Source organism: Pseudomonas sp. BP6 (assembly GCF_017875935.1).
In the GTDB taxonomy this organism is placed as follows: domain Bacteria; phylum Pseudomonadota; class Gammaproteobacteria; order Pseudomonadales; family Pseudomonadaceae; genus Aquipseudomonas; species Aquipseudomonas putida_Y.
In genome coordinates this window covers 405,946-420,253 of sequence record NZ_JAGINI010000001.1, presented here as the reverse complement: position 1 = coordinate 420,253, position 14,308 = coordinate 405,946, and the positions used below count along the sequence as shown (strand labels likewise).

General features: G+C 62.4%; 10 protein-coding genes. 9 read left to right on the top strand and 1 reads right to left on the bottom strand.

From position 1 onward, the window contains the following. Positions 1-148 precede the first annotated feature (148 nt). A complete protein-coding gene (locus tag J3A98_RS01870; RefSeq protein ID WP_209963631.1) occupies positions 149-1,276 on the bottom strand; it encodes a polysaccharide deacetylase family protein in 1,128 nt (375 codons plus the stop codon). A 137-nt stretch (positions 1,277-1,413) separates the two neighbouring features. Here J3A98_RS01870 and yaaA point away from each other — a divergent pair, with 137 nt between their 5' ends. From yaaA to J3A98_RS01825, 9 genes are all read left to right on the top strand, one after another. Beyond that, positions 1,414-2,193 carry a peroxide stress protein YaaA gene (yaaA, locus tag J3A98_RS01865; protein WP_209963626.1) on the top strand — a complete coding sequence of 260 codons (780 nt, stop codon included), beginning with the start codon at positions 1,414-1,416 and terminating at the stop codon, positions 2,191-2,193. Positions 2,194-2,991: 798 nt separating this feature from the next. Beyond that, positions 2,992-4,308, top strand: coding sequence for a UDP-glucose/GDP-mannose dehydrogenase family protein (locus J3A98_RS01860; protein ID WP_209963622.1), 1,317 nt, complete (start codon positions 2,992-2,994; stop codon positions 4,306-4,308). An 86-nt stretch (positions 4,309-4,394) separates the two neighbouring features. Further along, entirely contained in the window at positions 4,395-5,876 is a 1,482-nt protein-coding gene (locus J3A98_RS01855; RefSeq protein WP_033730431.1) for a glycosyltransferase family 2 protein, read from the top strand. Between the two features lie 37 nt (positions 5,877-5,913). Next, positions 5,914-7,080 (top strand): alginate biosynthesis protein Alg44, encoded by a 1,167-nt coding sequence (locus J3A98_RS01850; protein ID WP_209963618.1) that lies wholly within the window; start codon positions 5,914-5,916, stop codon positions 7,078-7,080. A gap of 88 nt (positions 7,081-7,168) precedes the next feature. Then, a complete protein-coding gene (gene algK, locus J3A98_RS01845; protein WP_209969718.1) occupies positions 7,169-8,614 on the top strand; it encodes an alginate biosynthesis TPR repeat lipoprotein AlgK in 1,446 nt (481 codons plus the stop codon). Then, positions 8,611-10,089, top strand: a complete 1,479-nt coding sequence (locus J3A98_RS01840) for an alginate export family protein (protein WP_209963614.1) — start codon at positions 8,611-8,613, stop codon at positions 10,087-10,089. The genes algK and J3A98_RS01840 overlap by 4 nt, the downstream gene beginning before the upstream one ends. 21 nt (positions 10,090-10,110) lie before the next feature. Continuing rightward, a complete protein-coding gene (algG, locus tag J3A98_RS01835) occupies positions 10,111-11,670 on the top strand; it encodes a mannuronan 5-epimerase AlgG (RefSeq protein WP_209963612.1) in 1,560 nt (519 codons plus the stop codon). Between the two features lie 13 nt (positions 11,671-11,683). Continuing rightward, the gene (locus J3A98_RS01830; RefSeq protein ID WP_209963609.1) at positions 11,684-13,123 is read left to right on the top strand and encodes an alginate O-acetyltransferase; all 1,440 of its coding nucleotides are present in this window, start codon (positions 11,684-11,686) and stop codon (positions 13,121-13,123) included. Positions 13,124-13,131: 8 nt separating this feature from the next. Continuing rightward, a complete protein-coding gene (locus J3A98_RS01825) occupies positions 13,132-14,235 on the top strand; it encodes a mannuronate-specific alginate lyase (protein ID WP_209963604.1) in 1,104 nt (367 codons plus the stop codon). The last annotated feature ends 73 nt before the right edge of the window (positions 14,236-14,308 follow it).

Sequence of the window (14,308 nt, the reverse complement as noted above, 5' to 3'; positions counted from 1 at the left end):
CTGCAGGAATCGGCTGTCTGGTTTCTTCATACCGCAAAAACCATGACCGAAAAAAGCACTTTTACGTATTTTTGAAGTTTATTTTTCCGATTGACGAAGAGGCCTTGGCGCCAGCGTCAGAGGGGACTACGCTCAAAAGTCATACCCTCTATTCGCGGTATCCGTATTCCCGGCAATCTTCCCAGCCGATACCGCTTTGCGCGGTATTGCGCAGCAGCCATTCCACGGCCGGCTGCGCCTTGGGAAGGCTGTCATGAAACTGGATCACGCCCTTGCGCCACAACAGCATCAGGGTCAATACGCGCTGTGCGGACGCCTCGGCGCTCAATGCACCGTCATCCTGCGCATCGATGTCCCACAACGATACCCGCAACTGCTGGCGGGCCATGAACGCCTCGCCGTCAGCCCGGCGCTGGCCATAAGGTGGGCTGAACAGCGGTACATACTGCTCGGGCAGATCAGCCTGCACCCGCGCTTGGCTGCGCCGCAGCGAATCCTGCCAGTCGGTCCACTGCGCATGGGAGCGGTATTCCCACCCCTGGATGCCCACGCACTGCCCGCCATAGAGCTGGCGCAAGGCGTGTACCGAGGCGCCATCACGACGTTGCTGCAAACGGTTACCGAGCGTGAAGAACGTGCCTTCGAGCTTTTGCCGGCGCAGGTAATCGGTGAGTAGATCCGTACTGCCCCCCTCGGGGCCGGGCCCGCCGACAAAGGTCAGCAGGAACATGCGGTCGTTCAGTTCGTCACCCTTGCGCTCGCGCGAAGACAACCGCTCAATTTCACTGCTGGTCTGCGGCAGCAACGCCGCCTTGCGCAGTTGCTCGTCCAGGTAGCGTACATGGAACTGGTGGCTCGGCTCGATCCAGCCGGTATAGAACGCACCAACGTCAGCTGCGAACGTCACCGCTTGTGCGCGCAAGTCCGCCATGGACGTAATCGGGTAGCAAAATGATGCATCCTGCTCACAACTGCGCTGAGCCTGTTGATAACCCTCCCACAACCGCTGCCACATGCGCGCCCGAACCTGGCGCACCTTCTGCAGGTTGATCTGCCGCAGCCCCAGCCGGGCCGCCAGGGTCGCGTCATCCAGCAACTCGCTTTCGTGCAGTACTTGGGCGAACGAAAGGATTTCTGCCCGGGAGGCCACATCGAACAGCGCCGGGCTGTCCAGTTGTTCGGGCCACAGGCTGCGGTCCAGGCTGACCTGCGATGATGGGGCGGCTTGCACGGCCAGGCTCAGCAGGCAGGCCAGCAAAGCAGAAGCAATGCGCACAGTGGAAGGCTCCGCAACGGCAAAACGCGAACTATAGCGCCTGCACCGACCATGGTCTGTGACTATCGTCGCCATAGTTTGGACTTGCACCGCCCACCCCGTAGAATCCTCCGCCAACGATGCCAGGAGCCGACCCGATGCTGACGGTGATTTCCCCCGCCAAGACCCTCGACTACGACACCCCGCCAGTGACCGAGCGTTTCACCCTGCCCCAGTACCTGGATGAATCCCAGGCACTGATCCAGCAGTTGCGCGAACTGTCGCCGGCGCAGATCAGCGAGCTGATGCACCTGTCCGACAAGCTCGCCGGCCTGAATGCTGCGCGCTTTGGCAGCTGGACCCCAGACTTCACCCCGGCCAATGCCAAGCAGGCGCTGCTGGCGTTCAAGGGTGACGTGTACACCGGCCTCGATGCCGAGAGCCTGAGTGAAGACGACTTCAGCTACGCTCAGGGCCACCTGCGCATGCTCTCGGGCCTTTATGGCCTGCTGCGCCCGCTCGACCTGATGCAGCCCTACCGCCTGGAGATGGGCACCAAGCTGGCCAACGCCCGCGGCAAGGACCTGTACGCCTTCTGGGGCACGCGCATCAGCGAATGGCTGAACCAGGCCCTGGCCGACCAAGGCGATGACGTGCTGTTGAACCTGGCCAGTAACGAGTATTTCAGTGCAGTGAAACGCAGTGCCCTGAAGGCCCGGGTGATCAACGTCGACTTCAAGGACCAGAAAAACGGCCAGTACAAGATCATCAGCTTCTACGCCAAGAAGGCCCGCGGCATGATGAGCCGCTTCGTCATCCAGCAGCGCATCAGCGCCCCGGAACAGCTCAAGCAGTTCGATGCTCAGGGTTACTACTACAGCGCCGAGCAGTCCAAGCCGGACCATTTGGTGTTCCTGCGCGATCACCCCGCGGAGTGAGCCTGCCACGCCCTCTTCGCGGCTAAAGCCGCGAAGAGGTCAGTTGCCGTGATCCCCTCTGCCCTGCAACAGGGCACGCTGCAAACCGCCATCACGCCACTAATCCGACGCCAAAAATCCAGCACCCTTGCCTTTATCGCCAAACGCCATAAGACCGTTCATACTTTTTTGACGAAATCTGAAAAAAATTTTCAGATGCTGGCATAAAAATATCTAGCAACAGTTACGCCCTTGATACACGGGGGTGATACACCTGCGTGCTATCAATTTGAAACTGTCCGCAACTGAATAAATATTTAGAAATCTTTCATTCGAGTGAAACTGGCTCAGGAACTTCTGCCGAAGCCAATCGCTCATAGTGCCGTAACGATTTTCCTGCCTACGGGCTGTGAGAGATGACTTACAGATGACAGCGGCGGGTATCCACTGCCCGCCATGAGAAACTCGACAGGTATCACGGAAACCCCCGAAGACCTTGTCCACGCAGGAGAGAAGCGTCCCTTACAAATCGTCCTAGTGGTTGATTTCAAAGGATTTACTCACTTGAAAAAACAAGCACAGCAACGCGCCAAGTAGCGTATTGCAATAAAGACGGCTGCATTTCAGGGCACGTTTTTTAATGAATGGCTATTAAGTGCCAACTTTGAGCGCATAACTTTTTGCGCTCCGGATTTATTTTGCCTGCGCTCGGCGAAGTGTGCATTCGCCATGGATCCGTGCGCCCGAAAACTGTTGTTAATCAACCCAGCCCGGCTCTCTGCGGAGGTGTCGGCGTGATAAACACATGAGGTGATAGCGATGCGTATCAGCATCTTTGGTTTGGGTTATGTGGGTGCAGTCTGTGCAGGCTGCCTGACGGCGCGTGGCCATGAAGTGATCGGTGTGGACGTGTCCAGCACCAAGATCGACCTGATCAACCAGGGCAAGTCGCCCATCGTCGAACCTGGCCTGGAAGCACTCCTGCAACAGGGCATCGCCAATGGCCGCCTGCGCGGTACTACCGACTTCGCCGAAGCCATCCGCGCCAGCGACGTGTCGATGATCTGCGTGGGTACCCCCAGCAAGAAAAACGGCGACCTGGGCCTGGAGTACATCGAGTCGGTGTGCCGCGAAATCGGCTACGTGCTGCGTGACACCACCCGCCGTCACACCATCGTGGTGCGCAGCACCGTGCTGCCTGGCACCGTCAAGAACGTGGTCATCCCGATCCTGGAAGATTGCTCGGGCAAGAAGGCCGGCGTCGACTTCGGTGTGGCGGTCAACCCGGAATTCCTGCGTGAAAGCACCGCGATCAAGGACTACGACCAGCCACCGATGACGGTCATCGGCGAACTGGACAGCACCAGCGGTGACATCCTCCAGGCCCTGTACGAAGAACTCGACGCCCCGGTCATCCGCAAGCCGATCGAGGTGGCCGAGATGATCAAGTACACCTGCAACGTATGGCACGCCACCAAGGTCACCTTCGCCAACGAAATCGGCAACATTGCCAAGGCCGTGGGTGTCGATGGCCGTGAAGTGATGGACGTGGTCTGCCAGGACAAGGTCCTCAACCTGTCCCAGTACTACATGCGCCCAGGTTTTGCCTTCGGCGGCTCGTGCCTGCCCAAGGACGTACGCGCCCTCACCTACCGCGCCGCCAGCCTCGATGTCCGTGCACCGCTGCTCGACTCGCTGATGCGCAGCAACGAATCGCAGGTGCAGAACGCTTTCGAGCTGATCGAAGCCCACGACAAGCGCAAGGTCGCCCTGCTGGGCCTGAGCTTCAAGGCCGGCACCGATGACCTGCGCGAAAGCCCGCTGGTGGAACTGGCCGAGCGCCTGATCGGCAAGGGCTACCAGTTGGACATCTACGACGAGAACGTCCAGTACGCCCGCGTCCACGGCGCCAACAAGGACTACATCGAGTCGAAGATCCCGCACGTGTCGTCGCTGCTCAACGCCAACTTGCAGCAGGTGATCGACAACGCCGACATCATCGTCCTCGGCAACCGTGACGAGCAGTTCCGTGCGCTGGCCCTGCAAGCGCCAACTGGCAAGCAGGTGATTGACCTGGTCGGCTTCATGAACAAACCGACCTGCACCACCAACCGTACCGAAGGCATCTGCTGGTAAGTGCCCGGCCGGGCAGCGATGAGGCACTCGACAAGAGCCGCCCCCTCGCTGCCCACCCTTTCCCGAATTCTCGACGGATGCTGAACATGCAAAGGCTCCAGACAGTGCTGTTGCAGTGCGCCGGGTGGCTGCTCTACATGAGCCTGCTCATGCTGATCGCCCTGGCCCTGCCAGCCGATATCTTCGACTCGCAGTCGAAGCACTTCATCTTCCTGGTCGGCGCAGTCGGCATCTGGCGCTACTCCATGGGCGCCACCCATTTCATCCGCGGCATGATCTTCCTCTACGGCGTGTACCCGTACCTGCGCCGCAAGGTGCAGAAAATGGGCAATGCCACCGACCCGTCGCATGTCTACCTGATGGTCACCAGCTTCCGTATCGAAGCGCTGACCACCGCCCAGGTGTACAGCTCGGTGATTCGCGAGGCGATCAACTGTGGCTTCCCCACCACCGTGGTCTGCTCGCTGGTGGAAATGTCCGATGAACTGCTGGTGAAGAGCCTGTGGGCCAAGTACAACCCGCCGGCCCATGTGAAGCTGGACATCGTGCGAATCGCCGGCACCGGCAAGCGCGATGGCCTGGCCTACGGTTTCCGCGCCATCTCGCGCATGCTGCCGGACGAGAACGCCGTAGTGGCGGTGATCGACGGTGACACCGTGCTGGCCGACGGTGTGGTGCGCAAGACCGTACCCTGGTTCAAGCTGTTCCCCAATGTGGGCGGCCTGACCACCAATGAATTCTGCGAAGTGCGCGGCGGCTACATCATGAGCGAGTGGCACAAGCTGCGCTTCGCCCAGCGCCACATCAACATGTGCTCGATGGCCCTGTCCAAGCGCGTACTGACCATGACCGGGCGCATGTCGATGTTCCGCGCAAGCGTGGTGACCAACCCCGAGTTCATCGCCGACGTCGAAAGCGATTCGCTGATGCACTGGCGCCTGGGCCGCTTCAAGTTCCTTACCGGGGACGACAAATCCAGCTGGTTCAGCCTGATGCGCCTGGGCTACGACACTTTCTACGTGCCGGACGCCGCCATCAACACGGTCGAGCACCCGCCGGAAAAAAGTTTCCTCAAGGCCAGCCGCAAGCTGATGTACCGCTGGTACGGCAACAACCTGCGGCAGAACTCACGGGCACTGGGCCTTGGCCTGCGTCGCCTGGGCCTGTTCACCAGCATCGTGCTGTTCGACCAGCGCGTGTCGATGTGGACCAGCCTGCTGGGCCTGACCGTGGCGGTGATCGCCAGCCTCAAGTTCGGCATGGCCTTCCTGCTGGTGTACCTGCTGTGGATCGGCATCACGCGCCTGATCCTCACCATCATGCTGCTGTGCTCCGGCCACAGCGTAGGCCCGGCCTACCCGCTGATTCTCTATTACAACCAGATCATCGGCGCGCTGATGAAGATCTACGTGTTCTTCCGCCTCGACAAGCAGTCGTGGACGCGTCAGCCCACTGCCCTCAAGCGTGACCTCGCCAGCTTTCAACAATGGTTCAACACCTGGTCCTCGCGGACCATGACCTTCTCGGCTGCCAGCATCTTCGTTGCTGTGCTGTTCATGGTCGTGTGAGCCCAACCCGGATCGGATCTAACAGGAACAAACCACCATGAATACCGCCGTGAACGTCAATGTCGTGCATGAGTCCGAAGCCCAGCGCCAACACGCCCGGGTACGCATTCCCGCCAAGCTGCGGTTCCTGGACGCCCAGCGCCAGGTCCACGAAGTCAAGGTTGAAGACCTATCTGCCGGCGGCCTGAGCTTCCACGCCAAGCAACCGCAGTCGGTGGGCGACGTGCTGCGCGGGCGCCTGCAGTTCGTGGTCGACAACCTGGGCCTGTCGATCGACATCGAGTTCCAGGTGCGCTCGTACAACCCGGACAATGGGCGTATCGGTGCGCAGTTCCAGAACCTTGAGCCACGTGACATCGCCACGTTGCGGCACATCATCACCAGCCACCTGTCGGGTGAGCTGATCAGCATCGGCGACGTACTCAGCACCCTGCAGCGCGACAACTTCACCAAGGCGCGCAAGCAGAAGGACGGTGGGTCGGGCCTGAGCGCCTTCGGCCGCCTCAAGGCAGTCACCGTCACACTGGGCGTGTTCGTGGTCGGCGTTGCCGCCTTCGGCTTCGTCGCCAAATCGTTGTACGGCATGTATTTCGTCAGCCACGCCGAAGCCGGTGTGGTCGCAGTGCCGACCACCAACATCACGATGCCGCGCGACGGCACCGTGAGCAGCCTGGTCGAAAGCGGTGGGCCGATTGCCAAGGGCGCGCCACTGGCCAGCTTCACTACCAGCATGCTGGACATGCTCAAGGGCAACCTTGAAGACGCACAGCTGGAGCCAGCGAAGCTCGAGGAGCTGTTCGGCAAGCAGCTGTCCGGCACCCTCACCAGCCCCTGCGACTGCGTGGTCGCGCGCCAGTTGGTAGACGACGGCCAGTACGCCGCCAAGGGCCAGCCGATCTTCCAGCTGATCCCGCGCACCACCAACCCGATGGTCGAGGCGCGCTTCAGCTACCGCCAGTTCGACGAGGTCAAGCCGGGCACCCGGGTCAACTTCCAGGTGGCCGGCGAAGACGAAGTGCGCACCGGTCAGATCGTCAGCAGCACCAGCCTCAACAGCGAAGACCTGTCCTCCGCCATCCGCGTGCAGATCAAGCCGGACAGCAGCCTGCCCGCCGAACTGGCTGGCCGCCCGGCGTCGGTCAACAGCGACCGTGGCCCATCGTTGAACTGGCTGATCGACAAAGCCGTGGCCCGTGGCCTGTGAGGGACGGACAATGATCTCTGATACCAACACCTATCCTGTGGGAGCGGGCATGCCCGCGAAGAGGCCAGCAGGGACAGCACCGTCGGCCATGCCAATTCGCGGGCTTGCCCGCTCCCACAGGGTCCGCGTGAACCTGGGATTGTGTGCACTGGCCGCCGCCATCACGTTGGCCGGCTGTGCCGGCCTGCCTGACCAGCGCCTGGCCAACGAGGCCCTGAAGCGCGGTGACACCGCGTTGGCCGAACGCAACTACAAGGCGCTGGCCGACCTGGGCTACAGCGAAGCGCAAGTCGGCCTTGCAGACATCAAGGTGGCCACCCGCGACCCCTCGCAAATCAGGGAAGCCGAGGCCACCTATCGCGCTGCGGCCGCCACGTCGCCACGCGCCCAGGCGCGCCTTGGCCGCCTGCTGGTGGCCAAGCCTGACAGCACCCAGGCCGAACGTGAGGAAGCCGAAGCCCTGCTCAAACAGGCCGCGAAGCAGGGCCAAAGCAATATCCTGGTTCCGCTGGCAATGCTCTACCTCAGCTACCCGCAGAGTTTTCCCGAGGTCAACGCACAGCAGCAGATCGACCAGTGGCGCGCCGCCGGCAACCCGGAAGCAGGCATGGCCCAGGTGTTGCTGTACCGCACCCAGGGCACCTACGACCAGCACCTGGGCGAGGTGGAGAAAATCTGCAAGGCCGCGCTGAACACCACCGACATCTGCTACGTCGAACTGGCCACCGTGTACCAGATGCGTGGCCAGGCCGATCAGCAAGCCGCCCTGCTCGGCCAACTGAAATCCGCCTATGCCCGTGGCGCAGTACCGGCCACCCGGGTCGACAGCGTTGCCCGGGTGTTGGCCGATCGCAGCCTCGGCCAGACCGACGAAAAAACCGCCAAGGATCTGCTTGAGCAAGTAGCCCCGGCCAACCCGGCGTCCTGGGTCAGCCTGGCACAGCTGGTATACGACTTCCCCGAACTGGGCGACACCGACCAGTTGATGGCCTACATCGACAAAGGCCGCGAAGCTGAACAGCCACGCGCCGAACTGCTGCTGGGCCGTCTGTACTACGAAGGCAAAACCCTGCCTGCCGACGCTCAAAAAGCCGAGCAGCACCTGCAAGCCGCTGCCCAAGCCGGTGAGATCAGCGCCCATTACTACCTGGGCCAGCTCTACCGTCGCGGCTACCTGGGCAATGTCGAACCGCAGAAGGCCGTCGACCACCTGCTGGCCTCCGCCCGTGGCGGGCAGAACAGCGCCGACTATGCCCTGGCCCAGCTGTTCAGCGAGGGCCACGGCATCCGCCCGCAACCAGGCAACGCCTGGGTATTCGCCCAACTGTCGCAGGCCAACCCGACGCCACAATCGGCGGAACTGCTGCAGCAGCTCGACCAGCAACTGACACCTGATCAGCGCAACCAGGCCCAGCAGCTGCTGGACCAGGAAAAGCGTGCACGCGGCAGCATGGCGCAGGGCGCGAATAGCACCCTGGCCCTCGAAGCCCTGCAAGACGACGAAAAAGAAGTAGACGGTGAGGACTCGCTATGACGCTCAACCCCTTCGTGAAAGCCGGTATCGGTCTGAGCTTCGCCCTGTTGTGGTCCTGCCCGACCCTGGCGGAAATGACCGCCGAGAAAAACTTCGGCCTGGACGTGAAAATCACCGGGCAATCGGAAGACGATCGTGACCTGGGCACCCGCTCTGGCGGCGATGTCAACGGCCTGGGCCTGGATCTGCGCCCGTGGGTATACGGCGAGCGCGGTAACTGGAGTGCCTACGCCATGGGCCAGGCGGTCGCTGCGACCGACACCATCGAAACCGACACCTTGCGCCAGAACGGCGACGGCACCAGCAGCGAAACCGGCGACGACAGCCGTCAACCAGACAAAAGCTACCTGGCCATGCGCGAGTTCTGGATCGGCTACAGCGGCCTCACCGCCTACCCCGGCGAGCAACTGCGCTTCGGTCGCCAGCGCCTGCGCAGCGACGATGGCATGTGGCGTGATACCAACATCGAAGCGCTGAACTGGACCTTCGATACCACCCTGCTCAAGGCCGATCTGGGCGTGGCCCAGCGCTTCAGCGAATACCGCACCGACCTCACCGAACTGGCCCCGGAAGACAAGGACCGCACCCACCTCTACGGCAACGTCGCCACCCAGTGGACGCCTGGCCACTGGGTCGGCGTGCGGGCACACCATACGCACGACAACGGCAGCCTGAAGAACCCCGGCGAAACCGTCGACGCCCTGGACAAGACCCGCACCGGCGACCTCACCTGGCTGGGCCTTGAGGCCAACAGCGACGCCTACAACTGGCGCAACGACCATACCGTCAACTATTGGGGCAGCGTCACCTGGCTGACCGGAGACCGCGACACCCTCAGCAGCCAGGCCGTAGGCGACGAGCAGGTTGCCACCGGCAAGCGGAGCGGTGACGTCAATGCCTGGGCAACCGACCTCGGCATCCGCCTGCGCCTGGACCCACAATGGCAGGTCGGCGCGGCCTATGCCCGTGGCAGCGGGGGCGGTGGCGATGACGGTTCCAACAACTTCGAGCAGACCGGCCTGGAGAGCAACCGCTCCAACTTCACCGGCACCCGCTCGCGCGTGCACCGCTTCGGCGAAGCCTTCCGCGGCGAGCTGGGCAACCTGCAGGCCGCCACCCTGTTCGCCTCCTGGCAGTTGCGTGATGACTATGACGCCAGCCTGATCTACCACAAGTTCTGGCGGGTAGACGGCAACCAGAACATTGGCTCCAGTGGCATCAACGCGGTGGTCAACGACAACGGCGTGAATCGCCCGCTGGTCGATGGCGAAAAAGACCTTGGCCAGGAAATGGACGTGGTCGTGACCAAGTACTTCAAGCAAGGCCTGCTGCCGGCTTCGATGAGCCAGGCAATCGACGAGCCGTCAGCCCTGGTGCGCCTGCGTGCCGGTGTATTCAAGCCGGGCGACGCCTACGGCAAGGAAGCGGACTCGTACATGCACCGCGCCTTCGTCGACGTCATCTGGCGCTTCTGAGGCCGTAGGGGACTGACCGTGATGAACCTTCACCCGCACTTACGTCACAGCCTGTTGGCCAGTGCCTTGCTGCTGGCAAGCGGCCTGGCCACTGCCGCAGAGCCCCAGGTGATCGCCAAGGAGCTGCAGCAGGCCAAGACCTATACGGTGGCCAGCGCACCGATCGAGCCGCTGCAGATGGACCCGCCAAAGCTGCCCGACCTCACCGGTTTCACGGCCGAGGCGGTGCAGAAGAAAATCGACCGCCGCCACAAGGGCAAGGTCAGCCTGCGCCGCATGTTCCAGGAGGACGCCCTCAAGGAATTCGTCGGCGGCGACAACAAGGCCGCCGAGTGGGTGCAGCGCCAGCACGGCATCCCGCAGGCGATCTTCGTCGATGACGGCCATGTCGACCTGGCCGAGTTGAGCAAGAAGGTGCCCAAACAGTACCTCAGCGAAGTCGAGCCCGGGGTTTACCTGGCGCGTCTGCCGATCGTGGTCGGGCAAAAGGGCATCCTCGAGATCGACGGCAAGGTCAAACAGCTGCGCCTGTCCCAGGAGGGCGGCGCATTTCTGGTCAATGACGGCAAGCTGTTCGTAACCGACACCCAGGTGACCGGCTGGCGGGAAAAGGACAACGGCCCGGCGACCTTCCGCTCGCCCAAGGAGTTCCGCCCGTTCCTGCTGTCGTGGGGCGGTACCGAGACCTACATCGTCAATACGAAAATGGCCAGCTTTGGCTACGCCAAGTCCAAGTCGTATGGCGTGAGCATCTCCCAGTACACGCCGAACATGGCCAAGCGCATGGGCCGCCCGGAGCCCACCGGCTGGATCATCGGTTCGGAGTTCAGCGACATGTGGTACGGCTTCTACTGCTACGAAACCCAGGACTTCGTGATCAAGGACAGCACCTACCGCGACAACATCGTCTACGGCATCGACCCGCACGACCGTTCGCACCGCCTGATCATCGCCGGCAACACGGTGTACGGCACCAAGAAGAAGCACGGCATCATCGTTTCGCGTGAGGTCAACGACAGCTGGATCATCAACAACAAGAGCTATGACAACAAGCTCTCGGGCGTGGTGATCGACCGTAACAGCGTCAACAACCTGGTGGCCTACAACGAGATCTACCGCAACCACACCGACGGCATCACCCTGTACGAAAGCGGCGACAACCTGATCTGGGGCAACAAGCTGGTCAACAACCGCCGCCACGGCATCCGCGTGCGTAACAGCGTGAACATCCGCCTGTACGAAAACGTCGCCATGGCCAACGGCCTGGTCGGCGTATACGGCCACATCAAGGACCTGTCAGACACCGACCGCGACATCGCCCTCGACCCGTTCGACACCAAGGTGTCGCTGATCGTGGTGGGTGGCGAGCTGTCGGCCAACGGCTCCGGCCCGCTGTCGATCGACTCGCCGCTGTCGGTCGAGCTGTACAAGGTGTCCATGCTCGCCCCACGCAAGGCCAGCGGCATCAGCCTCAATGGTGTGCTGGGCGAGCGCCAGGACGAAATCCTCGACCTGCTGGTACGCCAGCAGAAGGCTGTGCTGATCGACCCGGTCGAACGCCAGACCGAAATGATCGATTAAGGAAGCCCAGACCATGACTCCACACCTGATGAAACTGCTGGGCCTGTCCGCCGCCCTTCTGGCAATCAGCCAGGGCGTGCGCGCCGAAGACGTCAAGGCCCCGACCTTCAGCGCCGAGCCCTGCTGCCAGTTGTGCCCTGAAGCGCACGATGCCAGCCGCTACACCACCCGCTATCAGCAAAACTTCACCACGCTGGTGCAGGCCCAGGGCGACTGGCTGTTCCGCACCCGCGAAGACCTGCGCACCGAGTTCAACACCACCCCGGCCGGCTACAAACGCCTGCAACAAGTGCACGACGCGTTCAAGAAGCGTGGTGTGGAACTGGTGGTGGTGTACCAGCCGACCCGTGGCCTGGTGAACCGCAACATGCTCAACCCGGCCGAAAAAGCCGCCTTCGACTACCAGAAGGCCCTGGGTAACTACCAGGCCATGCTCAAGCGCTTCGCCAGCATGGGCTACAACGTGCCCGACCTGTCACCACTGACCAACGAGCAACTGGCCGCCGCCGACCGGGGCAAGGATTTCTACTTCCGTGGCGACCAGCACTGGACGCCATACGGTGCCGAGCGCGCAGCGAAGATCGTGGCCGACACCGTGCACAAGATGCCAGCCTTCGAAGGCATCCCGCGCAAGGAATTCGAGACGAAGAAGTCCGGGCGCATGGGCAAGACCGGCACCCTGCACAACGTTGCCGGCCAACTGTGCGGCACCAGCTACGCCGTCCAGTACATGGACCAGTTCGCCACCGAGCCGAAAGGCTCGAGCGGCGGTGACGACCTGTTCGGTGACAGCGGCAACGCGCAGATCACCCTGGTCGGTACCAGCCACAGTGGCAAGAACTACAACTTCTCGGGTTTCCTCGAGCAATACATCGGCGCCGACGTGCTCAACGTCGCCTTCCCAGGCGGTGGCCTGGAAGGCTCGATGATCGAGTACCTGGGCAGCGAGGAATTCCAGAAGAACCCGCCGAAGATCCTCATCTGGGAATTCTCCCCGCTGTACCGCCTGAACCAGGAAACCATCTGGCGGCAAATCCTTGGCCTGCTCGACAACGGCTGCGACGACCGCCCAGCCCTGATGAGCGCCAGCACCACCCTCAAGCCGGGCAAGAACGAGCTGATGGTCAACGGCAAGGGCGGCGTGATCAAAGACCTGATCAACCGCGACCTGCAGATGGACGTCAAGTTCGAAGACCCCTCGGTGAAGGTGTTGCAGGCCACCCTGTGGTACCTCAACGGCCGCCACGAGGACATCAAGCTGGAAAAACCGGAAACCGCCGACACCGACGGCCGCTTCGTCTTCCAGATGCGCGAAGACGAGGACTGGGCCAGCCAGCGCCTGCTGGCGTTCGAGGTACAGGGGCCGGAAAGCGGCACCCAGAAGGTCGAGGCCAAGCTCTGCAAACGCAACAACTTCGCCATGCCTGCGCAGACCGCGCAGGCCGGCCAGTGAGGCGACCCATGACCATTTTCAAGCGAATTTCCAGCCCCGCCCTGCTCGCGCTGGCCTTGTTTGGTGGTGCCGCGCACGCCGCGCTGGTACCGCCGCAGGGTTACTACGAGGGGATCGAAAAGCTCAAGAGCGGCGATGGTAACTTCCGCTGCGAAGCGGCACCCAAGCCATACACCGGCGCACTGCAGTTTCGCAGCAAGTACGAAGGTTCGGACAAGGCACGGGCAACGCTCAACGCTGCCTCGGAAAAAGCCTTCCGCAAGTCGACCGAAGACATCACCACGCTGGAGAAAGGCGTGAGCAAGATGGTCGGCCAGTACATGCGCGACGGCCGCCCGGCGCAACTCGACTGCACCCTGACGTGGCTAAGCACCTGGGCACGCGCCGGTGCATTGCTGTCCACCGACTACAACCATACCGGCAAGTCGATGCGCAAATGGGCGCTGGGCAGCATGAGCGGTTCGTGGCTGCGGCTGAAGTTCTCCAACTCGCAGCCGCTGGCCGCACACCAGGCCGAGGCCGACCTGATCGAAAAATGGCTTACCCGCCTGGCCGAGCAGACTGTGCGTGACTGGAGCGACCTGCCGCTGGAGAAGATCAACAACCACAGCTACTGGGCAGCCTGGTCGGTGATGGCTACCGCCGTTGCCACCGACCGTCGCGACCTCTTCGACTGGGCCGTGAAGGAATACAAGGTGGGCGCCAACCAGGTGGATGACCAGGGCTTCCTGCCCAACGAAATCAAGCGCAAGCAGCGCGCGCTGGCTTATCACAACTACGCCTTGCCGCCGCTGGCGATGATTGCCAGCTTCGCCCAGGCCAATGGCGTCGACCTGCGCGCCGAGAACAACTTCGCCTTGCAGCGCCTGGGTGAAGGCGTGCTGGCCGGCGCCCGCGACCCCAGCCAGTTCAAGGCGCGCGCGGGCAAGAAACAGGACATGACCGACCTCAAGGTCGACAGCAAGTACTCCTGGCTCGAGCCTTGGTGTGCGCTGTACCACTGCGTTGGCGACACGCTTGAGCGCAAGCACGACATGCAGCCGTTCAACAGCTTCCGGCTGGGCGGCGACCTGACCCGGGTCTACGACCCGAGTGCAGAGAGCAAGAAATGAATTGACCCCCATTGCGGGGGCGGAACCTGTGGGAGCGGGCATGCCCGCGAAGAAGCCACCGCGGTGCATGGCA

Coding starts and splice junctions, on each gene's coding strand:
- yaaA (WP_209963626.1), top strand. CDS start 1,414: ATGCTGACGGTGATTTCCCCCGCCAAGACCCTCGACTACGACACCCCG.
- J3A98_RS01860 (WP_209963622.1), top strand. CDS start 2,992: ATGCGTATCAGCATCTTTGGTTTGGGTTATGTGGGTGCAGTCTGTGCA.
- J3A98_RS01855 (WP_033730431.1), top strand. CDS start 4,395: ATGCAAAGGCTCCAGACAGTGCTGTTGCAGTGCGCCGGGTGGCTGCTC.
- J3A98_RS01850 (WP_209963618.1), top strand. CDS start 5,914: ATGAATACCGCCGTGAACGTCAATGTCGTGCATGAGTCCGAAGCCCAG.
- algK (WP_209969718.1), top strand. CDS start 7,169: ATGCCAATTCGCGGGCTTGCCCGCTCCCACAGGGTCCGCGTGAACCTG.
- J3A98_RS01840 (WP_209963614.1), top strand. CDS start 8,611: ATGACGCTCAACCCCTTCGTGAAAGCCGGTATCGGTCTGAGCTTCGCC.
- algG (WP_209963612.1), top strand. CDS start 10,111: ATGAACCTTCACCCGCACTTACGTCACAGCCTGTTGGCCAGTGCCTTG.
- J3A98_RS01830 (WP_209963609.1), top strand. CDS start 11,684: ATGACTCCACACCTGATGAAACTGCTGGGCCTGTCCGCCGCCCTTCTG.
- J3A98_RS01825 (WP_209963604.1), top strand. CDS start 13,132: ATGACCATTTTCAAGCGAATTTCCAGCCCCGCCCTGCTCGCGCTGGCC.